Here is a 19,527-nt window from a genome sequence, read left to right as displayed (position 1 = left end):
TTCACTGGTCCCGGACGGTTCTCGATGATTCAAAAAAATTTTACCTTAGCGTTATATTATACCTGAAGCTAGTTAGTCAAATAACTAGCTTTTCTTCTGTCGAAAATCATCGAAGAAAAATTGGAGGAAATTGGTATCAAATGAGGAATTGTTTAAGCATGGGATAACTATCATTAACACTATTATTTTTTAGTTCTTTTATAATCAGTACATTACTTTTTTACTGCATTTAGAGGGCGATTGATTAGTTAAAAGATACCAAATAGGCTTAAGAAACAAGCAGTAATTTATTTGATAATATACTAGTATTAAGTTAAGAGCTGAGTAATATAAAGGGGGAATAGCAATGAGAATACTTCATACTTCTGATTGGCACCTTGGAAAAAACCTAGAAGGTCATAGCCGAATGGATGAGCAAGAGGCTTTTCTAAATGATTTCATTGAAATTGTTGAAAAGAATATCGTTGATTTAGTAATAATAGCAGGGGATGTTTATGATAGTCCCAATCCTCCCGCAAGGGCAGAAACTATGTTTTATAATACACTAAAAAGGCTATCCTCAAACGGAGAAAGACTGACATTGGTTATAGCAGGTAATCATGATAATCCAGATAGACTGGTTGCAGCAGATCCCTTGGCTAGAGATCATGGGATAATTATGGTTGGAACTCCTAAATCAATTGTTTCTAAGGGTAATTACGGCAAACACAGTATTATTGAAGCAGGAGAGGGATATATAGAAGTTGATATAAAAGGGGAAAGGGCTGTAATTCTTACAGTGCCCTATCCAAGCGAAAAAAGATTGAATGAAGCTCTGTATGGTGACATGGAAAGTGAGGAAGAGAGGCTGAAGTCCTATAGTGATAGGATTAAGTTATTATTTAATGGCCTTAGTGAAAAATATAGAGATGATACTATTAATATAGCAGTTAGCCATTTATTTGCTATGGGAAGTGAAGAGGCAGGATCGGAGAGGAATATTCAGCTCGGAGGAAGCTATATTGTAGATGGAAGCTGTTTCCCTGAGGGGGCTCAATATATAGCATTAGGCCATATACATAAGCCACAAATAGTTCCTGGCACAGATAAAAGGGTAAGATATTCTGGCTCGCCTCTCCATTATAGCAAAAAGGAAATTACCTTCAATAAAAAGTGCTATATAATTGATGCTAAGTCCTGTGGTGAATGTGATATAAATGAAGTTGAATTTAAGGTGTACAAACCCATTGAGATATGGAAATGTAAGAGTATTGAAGAGGCCATCGACAAATGTGAAGAGAACAAGGATAAAGACTGTTGGGTTTATATTGAGGTCACCACCGATAGATACATTAGAGAAGATGAAATAAAATTAATGAAGGCAACTAAGGATGACATTTTAGAGATTAGTCCAAAGATAACTGGAGAAGGATCTGAGATTGATACAGTTAACAGTTTTTCAGAAAAATCCTTTGAAGAGGTTTTTAAAGAGTTTTATTCAAAAGAAAGAGGGGTTGAGCCCCAGCAAGAGGTAGTGGATTTACTACTATCCATTATTAAGGAGGGGGAAGAGGATGAAACCGATAAAGCTTAAATTAAGAGGATTAAACAGCTTTATGGATAATCAAGAAGTTGATTTTGAGAGGCTAACCGATAAGGGCTTGTTTGGTATTTTTGGACCAACAGGAAGCGGTAAATCAACAATCTTAGACGGGGTTACTCTAGCCCACTATGGAGAGGTTTCAAGGAAGAGTACAAATTTCATTAATACAAATTGTGATAGCCTAAACGTAAGTTTTGAATTTCAAATCTCCCATAAAGAAACTAAGAGATACAGAGTGGAACGGATATTTAGAAGGGACAATAAGACTGGTAATGTAAGAACAAAGTCAGCTAAGATAATAGACATTACTAAGGAGGAAGATATAGTATTAGAGGAGGGTGCCAAGCCCGTAACTCAAAAATGTCAAGAGATTATTGGATTAGAGCTAGAGGATTTTACCAGGACGGTAGTGTTACCCCAGGGGAAATTTAGCGAGTTTCTAAAGCTTGAAGGTAAGGATAGAAGAAGCATGCTGGAAAGACTATTTAATCTTCAAAGGTATGGAGATGAATTGTCTATTAAATTAGCCAGTAAGATTAAAGCTGAGAAGGATAAGTTTAATATCCTGCAGGGAGAATTAAAGGGATATGGTGACATAAGGGAGGAAGCTCTAGAAGAAAAAAATAAGGAGTTATTAGAGTTAAAACAGGAACTTATTAAAAAACAGGAAGACCTTAATATAATTGGAGAAAAATTCAACGAGGCTAAAGAGCTTTGGGGACTGCAGCAGGAACTAGGACAGAAATTACAAGAGCAAAGTAAGCTAAAGGCACAAGAAGGAGAAATTAAAGAATATCAGAAAAGAGTTAAGATGGGGGAGTCTGTTCTTAAAGTAAAGCCTTACATCGATAGTTATGAATCAACCCTAGAGGAAATTAATACTATAGCTAATCGCCTTGAAGAATTAAAAGAGGAAATAACCAGATTAGAAGGGAAAAAAAAGAAAGCATATGATGATCTAACTATTGCTAGAAACAGAAAGGATAAAGACCTTCCTAAGTTAAAGGTTGATGAAGCACGTGGAAATGAAGCAATTAAGGAAAAGACAAAGATGCATATGTTAATTAATGAAAGTCAAGGACTAAAGAAAGAAATTATAAAACTTGAGGATGCTTTAAAAAATTTAGGGGATAAAATTAGTGAAAATGTAAAATTAACTGTAGAGTTAGATACCAATATAATTAAAAAGGATAAAGCCATTGAAGAATTAAAGGTACCAGCAGATTTTAAAGAAAAGATTGATAGTGGTATATTACTTTTAAACAGCTATGATAGTTTAACAAAACAGAGGGATGGAATGAACAATAAAATTGAGGTAACCCTTAAAAATATCCATGTAGCTAAAGAGAAAAGTCAAGACTTACAAATAAAACTTAAAGAAAAGGAAGTAGCTTTAGAAGAAAGCATTAAAAATTTGGAAAAGCTAGAAAAAGAATGCCCAGGAGATCAGAACTCTTTACTCTTTCAACATGAGAAACTAGCTTTAGCTAAAGAAAGCTGGAATAAATTTAATGAGCTTAAAGATGACTTACAAAAGAGTAGTGAAGAAATAATCAAGCTTAAGCCTAAGCTAGATAGTTTATTAGAGAAAGCAGATAAATTAGATCAAGAAATAAATGTTTTAAAGGGAATTATTAAAAAAGTTGAGTCGGAAAATCTAGCAAACGCTCTGAGGGCAGAATTGAAACATGGAGATATGTGTCCAGTGTGTGGCTCTCTGGAGCATCACCCAGAAAATCTGAATATTGTTGATATCACTAATTTAGACCAGTACAGAAAGGATTTAGAAGAAAAGGAGTTAGAGAAGGATAAGATAATTAAGGAAGTTGCAGGGCTAGAAACTAATATAATTAACCATGAATTAAATATTAAGGATAGAGAAGGTAAAATTAGTGCATTAGGAGTGGATTTTAAATCTACATCAGTAGAAGTTTTAGAGGGTGAGCTAAAACAACTTATAGATACCTTAAAATTCTATAATGAAGAAAGGGTTAAATTTGAAGGTGAAATAACTAGTATTACAAATGAAAAAAATGAAATAGAAATTAGGTATAGTAAAGAGAGTACCTTGTTAGTTAATAGCACTGATGCATTAGGTAATTTGCAAGAAGAATTAAGAAAGCTTGAAGAGGAAATAAAGGACTTAGATATAAGACTGACGATCTTGAAGAAGGACCTTGAAATCGAAGATTTCAGAAAAATAAAAAATCAAATTATTAAAAAAGAAGATACAAGATCTCATTTAGAGGATGAAGTTAAAGTCTTGAGGATTACTCTAAAGAATAAGGAAGTTGAAAAGGAGAAACTTAGTAAAGAAGAGGGAGACTTAAAAAATAAACTTTCTGAAATCAAATCTACTTACACAGAAAAGATTAAAGCGATCGAAGAAACTGAAAATAGCATAAGGGATAAGGTTGGAAGTATTGAAGATTTAGAAGGATATGTGAGAGGTATTGCAAAGACTATTGAAACTATTGAGATAGAGTATATAAAGGCTGAAGAAACGAAAAATAAAATTGATGAGCAATTTACAAAATGTACTAATGATCTGATAACTACTCAAAGTAATTTAGCTACATTAAGCAAAAGAAATAAGGAGGATAAGGAATCACTGGATAGAATGCTCCTTGAGGAAGCTATAGAAGGCATAGAGGATGCTAAGTCTAGCTTTATGCCAAAGGCTGATATTGATAAGCTGAAGCATAAAATTGAAGAATACAAAGAATTAATAGATAGGCTTGCTGGGACAATTGAAAGCTTAAATAAGAAAATAAATAATCGATCCCTAACTGAAGAAGCGTGGTTAGAAATACAGAAAAGAAAAAATGTAGAAACTGAGAAACTAAAAGAACTAGAAGAAAGTCAAATAAAGCTTAGAGAAGAGATAAAGACTATTTCTGTAAAGCTACTTCAATTAAAAAGACTAAGAAGTGAGGAAAAGGAACTAGAGTATAAGCTTTCTCTTTTGGATGATTTAGAAATGTTATTTAGGGGCAAAAGGTTTGTAGAGTATGTTGCAGCTAATCAGTTGAAGTATGTATCAATAGAGGCTAGTAAATGGTTAAAAGAAATCACTAGAGGAAACTACGGTCTCGAGGTTGACGAAAATGCTAGATTCCTTATTCGGGACTATAAAAATGGCGGAGCTGAACGGGATGCCTCCACTCTATCGGGAGGAGAAACCTTTGTTACATCTTTAGCACTAGCATTAGCATTATCTAATCAAATACAGTTAAAGGGCACTGCCCCTTTAGAATTATTCTTCTTAGATGAAGGTTTTGGCACCTTAGATGACAAACTACTGGAGGTTGTTATGGACTCCTTGGAGAGAATACATAATGATAAGCTTTCTATAGGCATAATAAGTCATGTCGAATCTATTAAAAATAGGGTGCCAGTTAAGCTTATTGTGACTGCAGCTGAAGCTGGAATTGGTGGTAGTAAAGTAAAGCTTGAACGAAGTTAATAAATATAATGATTATAAGCTGGTAAAAAACCAGCTTATTTTTTAATATGTCGAATATTATCGAATGATTGTAGCAGGATTTTGAAACTTTCGCTGGAAAATAATTATTATAATGTGAATCATGCTAGTAAAGGACAAGGTGTGTTGTATTTATCATAGTCCTCAGACTCATAGCTAATGAGTGTCATTGTTCTCATACAAATAAAATATTTTTATTTTAGCAGAAATCATATATGCCATCACTATATTTATCGGACATATTAAAAAGAAATGGATTAGATATAAAAAGAGTAAAGCTTATTAGACACTCATTGAACCATGATTTGTTTGCAAAGTGCTATCTAGATGGTTTTACAGAAGAGTATCAAAAAATTCAAAAACCAAACTTTTTTAAGAATTGTGACTATATACTAACCTTTATCAGTGAACCTGGGACAAGTGCCAAATTCCATGGTTGCTACGAGGTAGGTGTAAGCACTCCAGCAGAAAAGCACCTGATGAAAAAAGGGTTTCCTTCTCCAGAGATGTTCGATGGTAAATATCACTATTTTGATTTAAAAGAATCTAGTACACTTTCTGATTTGAAAAATCGTTTAATAATTGATTGGGGAAAATCAACTATGTCATGGCATCAATGGGCAACTAATGACAAAGAAGTTTTAGTAATACAAGAAAATCCCAAGCTGTCTTTTTGTGGATTTGAAAATGTTTTTTTAAGCTACTATGATCTTAAAGAAATTGTAGAAGACAGAGTATTATATGAAAATTGGCATACTGCATTAGAATCAATATATGCTATATACATAATTGTTGATGTTTCTAATGGTAAACAATACGTGGGCTCAGCCTATGGAGAGGGAGGATTACTAAAACGGTGGAAATGTTATATAAACACAAAACACGGAGGAAATGTACGGATGATTAAATTAATTAATGAAGACCCTGAAAGGTATAAATTCTTCCAGTTTAGCATCCTACAGATATTACCCAAAACAGTTAGAGAAGATGATGTTATAAAAATTGAAAATCTTTATAAGAAGAAGCTGCAAAGTAGAGAATTTGGTATGAATGAGAATTGAAAATTAAGCTTAATATGGGATGCAAAAAAGTGGTGCAAATTAAAACTGTCTATTGTTTAGATCCATCTTGATAGTATATCTGAGAAACTTAATACTCTGGAGAAGATATAAAATAGTAAGTACAGGAGAGGATTATATGCTAGGAAAATTAGAAAAAGCAGATGATCTAAGAACCATATGGAAACACGAAGCCCATGATTTTACTAAGTGGTTATCAAAAAATGAAAATCTTACTCTTTTAGGGGATGAAATAGGGATTGAAATTAATTTACTAGAGACAGAGGCATCTGTTGGTTGTTTTAGTGTAGATATCTTAGCGGAAGAAGAAAATACAGGCAGGAAAATCATTATTGAAAACCAACTTGAAACGACAGATCACGACCATTTGGGTAAAGTCATTACATATGCATCCGGCTATGATGCAGAAATCATCATATGGGTAGTGAAAGATATTCGTGAGGAGCATAGACAAGCTATTGATTGGTTGAACGAGCATACTGATGAGAAGTTAAACTTCTTTATTGCAAAGCTAGAATTGTGGAAGATTGGTGATTCCCCCTGTGCTGTAAAGTTTCAAGTTATTTCAAGACCAAATGATTGGGCAAAAAGTATTAGACAAACAACAGCTACTGTCAATTTAACTGATACAAAAGTTTTACAATTAGAATTCTGGAATGAATTTAAAAGATTTACTTCCAGCAAAGGGACTACACTAAAATTAAGAAAAGCACAACCACAGCACTGGTATGACATGACTTATGGGGTTGCTGGGTCCCATATTTCTCTTACTATAAATACTCAACAAAAACTACTGGGGTGCGAAATATATATATCGGACTCAAAAGAACTTTATTACACCTTCGAGCAATATAAAGAACAAATTGAAGAAGAACTAGGTTTGGAGTTGGAATGGATGGAATTACCTAATAAGAAAGCCAGTAGGATAAAGGCCGCTACTGTGGCTGATATCAATAATCGTTCCAAATGGGAAAGTAACTTTGAATGGCTCAAAGTTACAGCAGAGAAATTTCAAAAGATATTTTACAAATATGGAAATAATTAATACAAACGAGGGAGCACAAGGGGACAGTTCCTGTGCACTGTATTATTTTATAATTCTATAATGCTTAGAAATGATCTCCCATTTAGCAAATTGCAAAACTACACCTTTAGGGGGGTCACTCCAAACCGTCCTTTGCACCTTTGTAAGTGTGAACATGGCCATTTTTAGGCGTACATGCGCAAATACAAGGATTTCAATCTATTGTTTAAAGTACCTACTATTTAGGTTTTAGGGAGGAGATGATTTACGATGAAGAATGGGGGCAATTTATTTTTGCCTAATGGATTGAACTACGAGGTTTTGTGGCACACTGGTTCTCGAAGGTTAGCTTTTGATATCTGCGCTGATGAAAGCTTGGTGGCGTGGATTTGGTAATTTATATTTTGTACAATATTCCATATAGAAAGAAAGATGTTAATAATGCAAATAGAACGGTTGTTTAAGATTATTTATTACTTACTTGACAAAAAGAGTGCCACCGCAAATGAACTTGCCGGACTATTGGGAGTATCTAAGCGTACTGTTTTTCGGGATATAGACACATTAAGCCTTTCGGGGATTCCTATTTATTCGGAAAAGGGGAGCAAAGGCGGTTATAAATTGACGGATAGCTTTGTGCTGAATAAATCTGTCATTACCGAGCATGAACAAAACGAGATTTTATCTGCTTTGCAAGGTCTTTCAGCGGTAAAAACAGAAGAAACAGAGCAAGTGTTGCAAAAACTAAGCACCTTCTTTAAAAAATCTCCGCCTAACTGGTTTAGTGTTGATTTTACCAGTTGGGGAGACGGTGGCGGAGTTCGTGACTTTTCCGATATTAAAAATGCGATTTTCGAAAAACACATTATAGAGTTTGACTATTATAATTCAAAAGGCGAAAAAACTCACAGGCGTGTAGAACCGCTTCACATGTGGTTTAAAGCACATTCTTGGTATATCAACGGCTTCTGCCTTGTAAAACAAGGTGTCAGATTGTTCAAACTCTCAAGGACAAGAAATTTTACTGTTACCGATGAAAAATTCATGGAACGGGATTTACTCACTGAAAGCGAATGTCACGAGAAAACCGACACATTTCCTGACAGAGTAACGCTTGTTATGAACATTGCACCTGAGATGGCATATCGGGCATATGACTTTTACGGCGAAGAAGATATAGTAAAGAATGATGACGGCAGTTTAACGGTAACGCAAAGAGGAGAACCCGAAGATAATGGAATGTACGGATTTATTCTTTCTTTCGGAGAACATGCCGAAGTGTTGGAGCCAAAACATATACGGGATATTATTAATGAAAAAGCTCTCCTAATTTCAAAAAAATATTTAAAATAACTTTTCTAAGATGACACACAGTTGTCATCTTTATTATTGTATTATTAATAACAGGTAATAAAAATTACAACAATAAATTTTTGAGAATTCGAATGAGTAAATAACAAAGCGCAATTAATGTTAATGACCGAACGGTTCAGCAAGGACAGCCTTATTTCAATCGCGACATTGGACGACGGACACCCTTCCGTCCGTATGGTTCACGGATATTATGAAGACGACAGGGATGTTTCATATAAGACATAGAATAGGGGCTTGGTTATTATCAAACGCAAAGATATTTCCCTATAAAGCTGAAAAATGATGTTTAAGGAGGTGAACTAAATGCGGAAGACACTGGCGGATATGGCAAAACATATAAAAAGTATTATTTTGCCGGAACCACTTGAAGCATACGGAATTAAACCTGTTTTTGAAGATATTTCAAATGAGGAAAACATCCGGGAAGGAGTTCTTGCCTTCAGAGCCTTTTTGCATCAGCTTTGCGACGTTTTAATTGAAGAAGGTGATATGTATGACAATTATAAGAAAATTGCTCATCCATTTGAAAACCGCATTACTATTTCGCTAAGCTATCCATTTCTTAACAATATAAAGTATTTATTGAGAAATATAGGCTTTTATGGAGTGTTGACAGAGGACGGTGAGGCTCTCATTGCCGGAAACAGTATTTTTTATGAAAAAGTATCTGATTCTAAAAATATTGAATGTTTGAGGTTCTTAACTGATTGTGGTATATGTGTTGATGGAATAGATCTAAGCAAAAGGAGGCAAAGATTATCAGAAGTTGAAACTATAAAAATTACGTATCCTGATAATCCTGCCATGCTGACTGGCTTGAAAGCTATGGCAATAGCCGAGATTGAATTTGACACAGATGGGGTTCGTGATACCCTTGATATTTTATTACGATGCGATTATAGAGTATTGAAAAAGGTTGAAACAGATGTTGGTTCCATCTTAAAAGAAACTATAAGGCATTTATCCGAGAATGTGCAGGATTTTATAATGCGGCTACATCAACTTCATATAGATAAAGGGCTTAAATGTGATGTAATAATAAAGGATTTTTGGATAAAGATTATGTATTCTCATGGGAGAAAAGAGATATGGGGAATTAATACATCTCTTAATAATGGTTTTGAAATAACCGTCAAAGCGAGAAATACGCATGAATACCCTGACACAATAAAAAAATTACCCTTGCCTGTGCAGGAGATAATTGCGAAGGGATATGGTTGTGGAAAAAGAAGAGGTGTTAGCGCGGTTTGTGATAGAGGTTGCAAAGGGCTTTGTATTCCGCTCGATGATTCTGTTTTAGATATAAGCGATGGCATCGAAGTGTGGCTTGATCAAGAGTTGTCATGTTTGAGAAAGAAATAACTAAATTTGCTCAACAGCAAAATAAATATTACTGGAGGAGTTAAAATGAACAAGTACGAAAATGCAATGAAAATTATGGAGGAACGTTGCGGAAATGGTAAAGAGGAAGTTATTGCCCTTGCGACAATCTCACTATCCACCAACGCTGCCGGTAAACCTCGTCCTGCTGTCCGTATGGTATGCGCTTATTATGAATACGGCGTATTCTATGTTTCTACGGATGCAACAAAAAATAAAATGCTGCAAATTGAGAAGAACAGTGAGGTTTCTGTTGCTGGGTTAGGTTGGTACACTTTCCAAGGCAGGGCTGAAAATCTTGGTTGGATCAAGGACGAGAAGAATGCAGAAATCAGAGCTAAATTTAAAAAAATCTTTAACTGGTTCGATGAAGTTGGCGACGAAGACAATCCGAACTCAATCGTTCTGCGTATATCCCTCACAGAGGGTACGATTATTGACCACGAAAAAAAATACGGTGAACATCAGTATGAAATTGATATTATCAATAAAACGGCTCAATAAAGTCGAACAACACAAGTGGACCAACACAAAACAACACAAGGGGACGGTTCCTGTGTGTTCTTTATCTTCTTATTGTGCCAGAAAGGAATTAGTTCTTTTTCTTAAGCACAGATTTATTTACAGCTATAAAAATGACTTGATATACCCCAAATAGGGACAGTGCCCCTGTCCCCTTGTCCCTTCTTTGTTGTGTAACTCTTGATTATTTGGACACACATATACATCTTTTGCTTGATCATATATAAATCGATCCTTTGCGAAGCCATCATTCCCAGTTTTTGTAGAACTCTTTTGCTTTGGTACAATGGTTTTGATCTTGTCTTCTTTGCATTTTTCTAGTTCCTCACCACAGTAGTATCCTTTGTCTGCTAGTACGGTTATGACCCCATCCTCTTCGTCTTTAAGTGTTGCAGCTTTATCTTTTAATCCTAATTCTTCCACCGTTTTAACTGCCATATTGTGGAGTTGATGTTGATCGGCAGGAGTATTCACCACGTCTATGGCAACCACTAAATGTTTTTTCGAATCTACTGAAATTTGAACGTTATGAGATATATCTGTCCCATTATTACTGACGCTCATGTGTCTAGCATCGGGATCTGTAATCGATATTTCTCCATTTTTTTCGATTTCTTCTGCCATCTCCTTAAGCTCTTTGATTCTTTTTTTTACTGCCTGTAGTTTCTCTTCTATGTCTTCTTTTGTTTCCTTTATTTTCAGCTCTAGTTCTTCATTTTTATCACTTTCCTTGAGGAGTTTAATATATTCCTCTGCACACTTTTCAAAGTATTCCAGCATCTTCTTTACTTTTCGCTTTGTAAAGCTTTTATGCCTTGAATTGCTAGCTCTAAACTTGCTCCCATCAATAGCAATCATCTGTTTTCCATAAAGTCCTAATTCGCTACATATCATACTGAACTCTTTAAAAACTCCTATTAGCGATTTTTGATTGTCTGTTCTAAAGTTTGAAATAGTCTTATCATCTGGTTTCAGTTGGTCAATCAACCACATCACTTCAATGTTTCGATGGGTTTCTTTTTCGAGTTTTCTTGTAGATCGTACACCGTTTAAATAGCCGTAAATATATAGTTTCAGAAGATGTTTAGGATTATAGGGTTTTCTTCCTTTTATCTTTGTATTTGCATATTTAAAACCTAATTTTTCCATGTCAAGTGTATCAACAAAAGCATCAACCACCCTTACTGGATGATTATCTGGTATCATTTCATCAAATGACATTAGCACCATACTCAATTGGCCTTTATCTTCGCCTTTTACATATCTTGACATAGAAACACCTCTTTTTCTTTTAATTATATCATTAAAACGTTGATTTTTAAAGGTTTATAGGTGTTTTTATATATGTTCTTATTGTTTGTTTTTGCGCAGTCTGACGGTTCCCTTGTGTTGTTACTTACTTAGCTCTAGCAATCAAATGCAAGTTAATAGGCGATGCCCCTTGTTATCTACTCTACTGACAATTCCCATAAATAGAGGGATGCCACAGAGCCATAGGGGGAATATCTTGTTCTATATCTTTCGAATTGCTCCTTGGAAAGATCCTTTAAGTCATACAGTTTCATCATACCTCTACGGATTGCCAAATCTCCATAGCTCACTATATCTAACCTATTTAGAGAGTGAATTAAGAGCATCTCTGCTGTCCAAATTCCAACTCCATTAAGGCAGGATAATACTTTTATTATATCTTTATCAGGAAGTAAATGAAGCTTATGGAATTCAATTGCTCCGCCCATTGCAGCCTCAGCAATACCAAGAATATACCCAGCCTTCCTGGTTGTCATACCACATTCTTGAATAGCCTCCTTTTTAGTCTTTAAAATATTCTCAGGTGTAACCGATTCAATAAGAATACAAAATCTATTCCATACTGTTGCTGCTGCCTTATTTGATATTTGCTGCCCAATTATACTAAAAATCAATGCTTCAAAAGGGTTAGGAATAACAACTCTCTTAATCATGCCAATTCTATCAATAGCAGCTGAAAGATTTTTATCCTTCTTCTTTAAATATTCAATTTCTTTTTGCCCATATTGAAAATAGCTATTCATAATTTATCCCACCTTACTTTTACATGTTATCTTTTTTATTATAGAGGTGTCAATCAAAGATGATTCATTTTTAGCCTACTTTTCTTAAATCATGGTGGGTTTTATGGGAATAGGAGAAGATTTTCATAAATGGGAATATAAAGGAAATAATAAGGAAGGTTTTTACTGGCCCATTAAAGGTTTATATATAAATATGGGGACAGTGTCCCTGTCCCCTTGTCCCTGTCCCCTTGTCCCTCTTGTGTTATATTTTTTTTCGTACTTTACCTACAATGAACAACAGCACAGGTATGGCAAGCCCCAGTATAAGATTAACTGGTAATGCTATTTTTGTTGAAAACTCTGCCAGCTCAAAGCTGCTTTCTGTTAAATAAAGGGATAATATAAACAAAAACAGACATAAAACATTGATGAAGGGCTTGGTATCTTGAAAATTAAATACTGATTTCACCATGTTTAATATGACATATAGTAATATTGAGATTAAAGTAAAATCCGACGCTATCCAGGTTACTACTAGAATGGACTCGATTTTTTCAAGAGTATCCAAAAAGGATATTTGCTTTACAGCTGAAAGAAAGGGTAAAGGCATTCTGGCACTAACTGTGTGACCAAGGGTTCCAACAGTTACAGCAATGATTAATACATTAATAACTAATAAAAAAAATGAGGCTTGAATACCAAATTTTTTTATGTTTTCCTTATCGTTTATCTGATCCGATAGCATGAAAAGAAATATAGCATACACCCATACAGCTATAATAACAAGACTTCCCTTTAGTACTGGCATAATATCTAAATAGCTTATGGGGGTAAGGTTCTGAATTTCAAGCTTTGGACTTAAGAACAAGACAAATATAACAAAAATAGCTGCAATTATTGTAAATATTATCTCATTCATTCGTGCCAGAACAACCACCCCATATCTACTTGTGTAGGCTACAAAAACAAGCATCACTATTATAAATAACCTTATATCTACATTTGGGAAGATAGAGGTAACGATTCTCTGACTATAATAGCGGACATAAAGGGCTGCTAATAATGTAATCCATACGATGTAAGCTGACACAATAATTTTTCCAGTAAAAGTGCCTATAATATCATATATAACCTCCATTAAAGAAGCATCCTTGTATTTTTGAAAGGTTTTTTGTAGCCCATAAAAAATAATCAGTAAACCAAGGAAGGCTATAAGGGGAGTAATCCAGGCTGCCTGTTTGGCCTGCTCTGAAGTATAAGCTGGAATAACCCTTATGGCAGGAGAATAAACCATAACAATAAATATTATTATTATTTGTCTGGTAGATATCTTTTTTTTGTCTGAAAGCATGGTATTCTTCTCCTTAAACTAGGTTAAAAAATGATAAAATAATATATGAAAGGCTACTTCTAAAAGGATTGCTAAGGTAAAAGTAACCAAAGGATAATACAATGATAGAAAAGCAACAAAAAGCAACAAGCTCTTTTTTAAGTTTTCTCTTTACCAAACTTAAAATTTCAAAGCAGCTTACTACTAAAACTAATAGAATGAATGTAATTAACATTTAATTATCTCCTTCTATACTTACTTGGTTTAGAAATATTATAGGTTCTACTGATACGAGACTCAACTATAATTTTAAAGGGAATACTAGGAAACAGCTGTTCCCATTCACTCTCTATGCTTTTCCATTTTATTGGGTACTTATGCTGTATAGTATTACCTACGTCAAAAATATCAGCCTTTGCTGTTTGGGCATAGTCAATAATTGAGTTAATTTCAGACCTTACAACCTGACTCTGCTGATTTTCGAGAAAGGTAAGTTTTTTTTCATTAAAAACATCTTCCCCACTGTCTATTTCAACAATGTTGGTGGACATCCTAACCCTTATAGTGACACTTAAGTCTTCATTATCTAAATAGGGGAGTATTTCTGCATGGGAATTAATTATCTCCATTGTAACGTTATTGCCTTCTTCAGTTTTCGTATGTATGTATCCTGACTCTACTTCATTTATTATCCAGTTTAATCCCCTTGCTAAATCATTCATAATATAGCCATAAAGCCTTGCATCCTTGAAAATACCGTAGCCCTCCAGGTAAATATTTTTTCCCTCTGACCTTAACTCAGGATAGGAGGTATTCATGTCACTTGTAATATAGGGAATGTAGTGGACAGACCAAACATTATCAATAGATTTCATTAATTCAATAAGCTCCACCCTTCCTGACTTAGATACCCCAGTTATATTAGCCTGAATATTTTCCAATTGCTCAAAAAGCAGTTCCTTATCCCCTCGCATTGACTTTATTAACTCCTCAGCAGTTTGCCCTTTCACCACTAATACTTCAGAGTTTAATCTAATCTCATGATCACGGGCGAAGAAGTCCAATAGATTTGCAATATCCTTTTTAGCTGCATCCTCCCCAATAATTATATAGCCAACATGACCTAAGAAAACTCTTTTATCTGTGAAAAAGCGTGTATTTCTAATTGCTTGAAATACCGATTTTCCCTGTGAAGTTATTACATGAAAGTTTGTATTTCCCTGGCTCCCTTCTTCCTGTGCCTGGGTAACCACGGGAGAAGTAAGGGTAATTTTAACACTATCATTATCGCTGGCGATGCTATCAATTCCAAAAACAGTCACAAACATTATTTTATCTATCTCTGAACGGCCATCAATAGGATTTTTACATCCATTAAATAAGCCGACCAGCAATATAATGCTACATAACATCATAAATTTTTTCATGTAGCTTCCCCCTAGCCTTGTCTTTTTTTATTGGTTGCTTGTAAGGAAATTGAACGCTTTTGAAAATATTTAAGTGGCAATCGTACTATTGAATCCTGCATCTGCTTACCCTCCTGTGCAACGAAGGGGGTAAGGTAGGGAACCCCAAAGCTCTCGAGCTTTGCCAAGTGAAACAGCAGTAAAAGGACTCCTATACTAACTCCAAATAAACCTATAATACTAGCAAAAACAGTTAGAATAAACCTCCAAATCCTCAAGGCATTACTTAGATCTTGGTCTGGCATTGCAAAGCCTGATATAGCTGTTGCTGCTATTACAATCACCACCACTGGGGAAATGAGCTTTGCGTTTACTGCTGCTTCTCCTACTATTAAAGCACCAACTATAGATACAGTCTGTCCAATACTTCTGGGTAGCCGTATACCTGCTTCAACCAACACCTCAAAGGCAATTAGCATTACTAGTATTTCAATAAAGGCAGGAATAGGCACTCCCTCCTTTGAAACTTCAATAGCTATAGCCAATTCAGTCGGAAGCATTTCTTGATGAAAAGCAGTTATTGCAACATAAAATGCTGGTAGTAATAAGGTTAATACAAGGAGTACGTATCGAAGTAGACGCTTAGAAGAGCTTACCCAAAAATTTTGAGAATAATCCTCCTGTGCGTGTAAAAACATATTAAGGGTTCCAGGTATAGCACAGGTTACAGGTAATCCATCGATAAGCAATCCAACTCTACCAGAAACGATATGGGAACACAGCTTATCTGATCTTTCGGTACATATAACCTGTGGAAATAGAGAGTAATTATTATCTATAATAAACTCTTCAATGAATCCCGTAGCTAAAACCTCGTCAATATCAATGCTATCCAGTCTTTTCTTTACTTCATCTACAATGTGTCTGTTGGTAATACCGTCGATATATACTATTGCAATTGTTGTGAGGGTTTGCTTGCCTACTACGGTTTCCTCAATAACAAGCCTGGGTGTTTTTATCTTTCTACGTATGATTGCTGTATTTACCTTTAGGGTTTCTACAAATGCATCCTTAGATCCCTTAACAACATTTTCACCTGTTGGCTCTGTAATGGCTCTTTTATCATAACTCTCAATATCAAAAGTAATGGCAATTTTTTTATTATCGAATATTAAAGCAACACTTCCACTGATGATATCATTTAGACATTCCTCAATTTTTTCTGTAGTTTTAGGGTAAGAGCAATATATATTGCCCTTTTCTATATGCTTTATAATATCCTCTTCATAATTTGCCACAGCAATAATAGAGTCATGAAGCAGTGGTTTTAAAATATCATTATTTAATATTTTTTTATCTATTAACCCCTCTATATATACTATTGTTAGGGAAACATTATTCTTTTCACCAATGTCTACACTTGTGAATATAACATCCTTGCTTAACCCTAGAATATTCATTAAATTATGGGATGAAACTTCACCATCTGTCTTTATAGATATTTCCTCATCTTGAGGCTTAGAATTTGGTATTCTAGATTTTTTTTTAATTATTCGCAAAGCAATCACCTCTTAATGTAGAGTAACCAGTTTTAGCAATTCTATGAGCTATATAGTAAATAATTAAGATTAGCTATAAAGAAAACTAAGTTCAGATGAGAACACAAGGAACACAAGGGGACGGTTCCTGTGTGTCGTATGCACCTAAAGTTGTTAAAATAGGGTTCCTGTGAAGCTTATTGTAACAGCAGCTGAAGCTGGGGTAGGTGGTAGTAGAGTAAAACTCGAAATAAGTTAATAAAATAATGAAAATAAGCTAGTTGCTGAACTAGCTTGTTTTTTATATATGTCGAAGCTTATCGAATAATAATAGAAGGATTTTGTCCATTTATACTGTAAAATATTTATGATAGCTATACTTATAACTTTTACAAATATGAAGGTGAAATGCAATTTATGCAGTATATTAAGATATAGAGTACTAACTGTAAAGGAGAATGAAAAAATGTATTGTGCTATCATAGGAGATATTGTTAGTTCAAGGAAGTATAAGGATAGACAAAAACTTCAGCATAAGTTCCAACAAGCCATGGATCAAATTAATCATCATTATAATGACCATATTGCTTCAAATTTTACTATTACTTTAGGGGATGAATTTCAAGGATTATTATTTACTCCATCTATAAGCTATAATATTATTCAAGAGATTAGAGAAGCATTATCGCCCGTTCAACTGGTATTTGGAGTGGGTGTAGGAGATATAGAAACCAATTTTTCGAAGGAAATATCTATTGGTTCTGATGGACCAGTCTACCATAGGGCAAGGGATATGGTAATGAAGGCAAAGTTGAAAGGCCCATCTCTACAATACTCATTGGGTTCTGAAGAAGATAGTCTTATTAATGGCTTATTATACTTTATTGAGTCATGTACAAAAAAAAGAACTAAGAGGCAAAAGGAAGTAATTTATCACTACAATAAAAACAAAAATCAATATGAGACTGCAAAGCAATTAAATATTGATCAATCAACAGTGAGCAGAATATTAAGAGATGCACTATATTATGAAGTATTAAATGCAGAAGAAGTTATAATAGGATTCTTGCATGAAAAATATGAGAGCAATACTTAAATCAAATCAAATATTAAACAATGGCAGTACTATGTCATCAATTAAAAGATGTTAATACAATACCATTAATTTATTGATGGCAATACAATACCATCAACAAAAGGATGGCAATACAGCACCATTAATAATAAGCAACAAGCACTTGGAACATCTTTTATTATTATTGGTAATATTCATATAGGGGGTAGAAAATGTATACATCTCTTATAATAGGCTTGCTATTTTTAAGTCATATAATAGCAGATTTTTATCTGCAGACGGATGAAATGGCAAAAGAAAAAATTTTTAATAAAAAAGTTTTATTACAACATGCAGTTCATCATTGTTTAACTACTTTTATACTTACTATAATATTTTTTAGTTTTAATTTTTTCTTCTTCATTGTTATTTTATCTATACTACATTATTGGATTGATAGACTTAAAACACATCTACAAAAGAAATACAATAAATTCTCAATTAGATTTTTTCTATTTGACCAACTATTTCATATAACTACATTATTTTTAATAATTCCCTATAATGAACTTGTTAAAAATATAGATTTTAATGAATATTACTTAAATATATTAGAATGGTTTATAAAGTATGTACCAGCTCTAGGTAAATTCAATAATGATAAATGGACAATAGTTTTGTTGTTAATAGCATTTTACTTATTTTGTATAAATGGTGGAACTGTTGTAACGAATTTATTTTTAAAGAAGTCTCCAACACGACAAGAATTACTAGCTGAAAAGATTAATCAAATAGAAAAAGAAAGAGAAGAAGAAATATATCTAGACGCCAGGTTGGAACAAGCAGCTACAATAACTGATAATAGTAAATCTAATATTCTAGACATGAGTAAATTAACAAGTGTAATACGTGAAACACTATCTAGCATGAGAGAAGGTCTCTTTAATAGTAAAACCTATACTGGTGGAGAAATGATAGGGATTATCGAGAGATTACTAATTTTTTCATTTATAATCTTAGGAACTTATGTTTCTATTACATTCGTTTTAGCTGCTAAATCTATAGCAAGGTTAAAAAAAATAGAACAAGATTCTGAGTTTAGTGATAAATTTTTAATTGGAACATTATCTAGTGCGATGGTAGCAATCTTCTGTGGTGTTATGTTTAATCTAATTAAAGGCCTCCTGTAACAGATCATTGGCGTACTGTTGGGCTTTATGAGTAATCATATCGAATTATTGATTAAAGAAGGTGTAGAACGGAACACAAGGGGACGGTTCCTGTGTGTTCTTTATCTTCTTATTATTTATAGTATTACCCTCTATTGCCCCATAAAATATGTGCCAGAAAGGAACTAGTTTTTTCACTTAAGCACCGATGTATTTACATTACTATTTCAGCTATAAAAATGACTTGATATACCCCAAAATAGGGACAGTGTCCCTGTCCCCTTGTCCCTTATGCTATGCAATTAGATAATTGAGCCTAGACCTATAGTATTTTGGGATACCCATTAGCTATAGGTTTTAATTTTATTAGACAGGGGATTACAAACAAACTTCGATGCATATTATTTATTTTTAAATCGCAAATTTCATGATTATCAATTACTGAAAAACACTTGATATTTAATTTTGTCACAAATACTTATGGACTAATAATAATGTCTTTTGTTTGAAAGTCTGATATTGCTAATATATAACTTGAGTTTTACACCT

At 33.9% G+C, this 19,527-nt stretch carries 15 protein-coding genes; 10 read left to right on the top strand and 5 right to left on the bottom strand.

Annotated elements, in window-relative coordinates; translation table 11 throughout:
• Nucleotides 1-346 precede the first annotated feature (346 nt).
• From F8153_RS14735 to F8153_RS14705, 8 genes are all read left to right on the top strand, one after another.
• Nucleotides 347-1,573, top strand: coding sequence for an exonuclease SbcCD subunit D (locus F8153_RS14735; RefSeq protein WP_151867124.1), 1,227 nt, complete (start codon nt 347-349; stop codon nt 1,571-1,573).
• The gene (locus F8153_RS14730; RefSeq protein WP_151867123.1) at nt 1,554-5,048 is read left to right on the top strand and encodes an AAA family ATPase; all 3,495 of its coding nucleotides are present in this window, start codon (nt 1,554-1,556) and stop codon (nt 5,046-5,048) included. Before F8153_RS14735 ends, F8153_RS14730 begins: the two co-directional genes overlap by 20 nt.
• 233 nt (nt 5,049-5,281) lie before the next feature.
• Entirely contained in the window at nt 5,282-6,127 is an 846-nt protein-coding gene (locus F8153_RS14725; RefSeq protein WP_151867122.1) for a GIY-YIG nuclease family protein, read from the top strand.
• A 136-nt stretch (nt 6,128-6,263) separates the two neighbouring features.
• Nucleotides 6,264-7,190, top strand: coding sequence for a DUF4268 domain-containing protein (locus tag F8153_RS14720; protein ID WP_151867121.1), 927 nt, complete (start codon nt 6,264-6,266; stop codon nt 7,188-7,190).
• 249 nt (nt 7,191-7,439) lie between these two features.
• Nucleotides 7,440-7,565 (top strand): hypothetical protein, encoded by a 126-nt coding sequence (locus F8153_RS16610; protein ID WP_279237142.1) that lies wholly within the window; start codon nt 7,440-7,442, stop codon nt 7,563-7,565.
• A gap of 45 nt (nt 7,566-7,610) precedes the next feature.
• Complete coding sequence (locus tag F8153_RS14715; RefSeq protein WP_192929842.1) at nt 7,611-8,522, top strand: helix-turn-helix transcriptional regulator; 912 nt, start codon at nt 7,611-7,613, stop codon at nt 8,520-8,522.
• A 324-nt stretch (nt 8,523-8,846) separates the two neighbouring features.
• On the top strand, nt 8,847-9,905 hold the full coding sequence (locus F8153_RS14710) for a hypothetical protein (protein WP_151867119.1): 1,059 nt from the start codon (nt 8,847-8,849) through the stop codon (nt 9,903-9,905).
• Between the two features lie 45 nt (nt 9,906-9,950).
• Nucleotides 9,951-10,427: a pyridoxamine 5'-phosphate oxidase family protein gene (locus F8153_RS14705; RefSeq protein ID WP_151867118.1), complete on the top strand. Its 477-nt coding sequence runs from the start codon at nt 9,951-9,953 to the stop codon at nt 10,425-10,427.
• 123 nt (nt 10,428-10,550) lie between these two features.
• Here the strand turns inward: F8153_RS14705 and F8153_RS14700 are convergent, their stop codons facing one another.
• From F8153_RS14700 to F8153_RS14680, 5 genes are all read right to left on the bottom strand, one after another.
• Nucleotides 10,551-11,717: an IS1182 family transposase gene (locus F8153_RS14700; protein ID WP_151867117.1), complete on the bottom strand. Its 1,167-nt coding sequence runs from the start codon at nt 11,715-11,717 to the stop codon at nt 10,551-10,553.
• A 176-nt stretch (nt 11,718-11,893) separates the two neighbouring features.
• Nucleotides 11,894-12,499: a DNA-3-methyladenine glycosylase family protein gene (locus F8153_RS14695; RefSeq protein WP_151867116.1), complete on the bottom strand. Its 606-nt coding sequence runs from the start codon at nt 12,497-12,499 to the stop codon at nt 11,894-11,896.
• Nucleotides 12,500-12,743: 244 nt separating this feature from the next.
• Nucleotides 12,744-13,832, bottom strand: a complete 1,089-nt coding sequence (locus F8153_RS14690; protein ID WP_151867115.1) for a GerAB/ArcD/ProY family transporter — start codon at nt 13,830-13,832, stop codon at nt 12,744-12,746.
• A 218-nt stretch (nt 13,833-14,050) separates the two neighbouring features.
• A complete protein-coding gene (locus tag F8153_RS14685; RefSeq protein WP_151867114.1) occupies nt 14,051-15,238 on the bottom strand; it encodes a Ger(x)C family spore germination protein in 1,188 nt (395 codons plus the stop codon).
• A gap of 11 nt (nt 15,239-15,249) precedes the next feature.
• Nucleotides 15,250-16,776, bottom strand: coding sequence for a spore germination protein (locus tag F8153_RS14680; RefSeq protein ID WP_243137003.1), 1,527 nt, complete (start codon nt 16,774-16,776; stop codon nt 15,250-15,252).
• A 445-nt stretch (nt 16,777-17,221) separates the two neighbouring features.
• On the opposite strand from F8153_RS14680, the gene F8153_RS14675 reads away from it, so the two are divergent.
• Together F8153_RS14675 and F8153_RS14670 are read left to right on the top strand one after the other, a co-directional pair.
• Entirely contained in the window at nt 17,222-17,851 is a 630-nt protein-coding gene (locus tag F8153_RS14675; protein ID WP_192929841.1) for a SatD family protein, read from the top strand.
• 191 nt (nt 17,852-18,042) lie between these two features.
• Nucleotides 18,043-18,999: a DUF3307 domain-containing protein gene (locus F8153_RS14670; RefSeq protein WP_151867112.1), complete on the top strand. Its 957-nt coding sequence runs from the start codon at nt 18,043-18,045 to the stop codon at nt 18,997-18,999.
• The last annotated feature ends 528 nt before the right edge of the window (nt 19,000-19,527 follow it).

Source organism: Alkaliphilus serpentinus, from assembly GCF_009017255.1.
Classification (GTDB): Bacteria; Bacillota; Clostridia; order Peptostreptococcales; family Natronincolaceae; genus Alkaliphilus_D; species Alkaliphilus_D serpentinus.
This window is presented reverse-complemented; position numbering and strand designations above follow the sequence as displayed.

Bases quoted from the DNA above. Each gene is read 5' to 3' on its own strand.
- F8153_RS14735 (WP_151867124.1), top strand. From the start codon at position 347: ATGAGAATACTTCATACTTCTGATTGGCACCTTGGAAAAAACCTAGAA.
- F8153_RS14730 (WP_151867123.1), top strand. From the start codon at position 1,554: ATGAAACCGATAAAGCTTAAATTAAGAGGATTAAACAGCTTTATGGAT.
- F8153_RS14725 (WP_151867122.1), top strand. From the start codon at position 5,282: ATGCCATCACTATATTTATCGGACATATTAAAAAGAAATGGATTAGAT.
- F8153_RS14720 (WP_151867121.1), top strand. From the start codon at position 6,264: ATGCTAGGAAAATTAGAAAAAGCAGATGATCTAAGAACCATATGGAAA.
- F8153_RS16610 (WP_279237142.1), top strand. From the start codon at position 7,440: ATGAAGAATGGGGGCAATTTATTTTTGCCTAATGGATTGAACTACGAG.
- F8153_RS14715 (WP_192929842.1), top strand. From the start codon at position 7,611: ATGCAAATAGAACGGTTGTTTAAGATTATTTATTACTTACTTGACAAA.
- F8153_RS14710 (WP_151867119.1), top strand. From the start codon at position 8,847: ATGCGGAAGACACTGGCGGATATGGCAAAACATATAAAAAGTATTATT.
- F8153_RS14705 (WP_151867118.1), top strand. From the start codon at position 9,951: ATGAACAAGTACGAAAATGCAATGAAAATTATGGAGGAACGTTGCGGA.
- F8153_RS14700 (WP_151867117.1), bottom strand. From the start codon at position 11,717: ATGTCAAGATATGTAAAAGGCGAAGATAAAGGCCAATTGAGTATGGTG.
- F8153_RS14695 (WP_151867116.1), bottom strand. From the start codon at position 12,499: ATGAATAGCTATTTTCAATATGGGCAAAAAGAAATTGAATATTTAAAG.
- F8153_RS14690 (WP_151867115.1), bottom strand. From the start codon at position 13,832: ATGCTTTCAGACAAAAAAAAGATATCTACCAGACAAATAATAATAATA.
- F8153_RS14685 (WP_151867114.1), bottom strand. From the start codon at position 15,238: ATGAAAAAATTTATGATGTTATGTAGCATTATATTGCTGGTCGGCTTA.
- F8153_RS14675 (WP_192929841.1), top strand. From the start codon at position 17,222: ATGTATTGTGCTATCATAGGAGATATTGTTAGTTCAAGGAAGTATAAG.
- F8153_RS14670 (WP_151867112.1), top strand. From the start codon at position 18,043: ATGTATACATCTCTTATAATAGGCTTGCTATTTTTAAGTCATATAATA.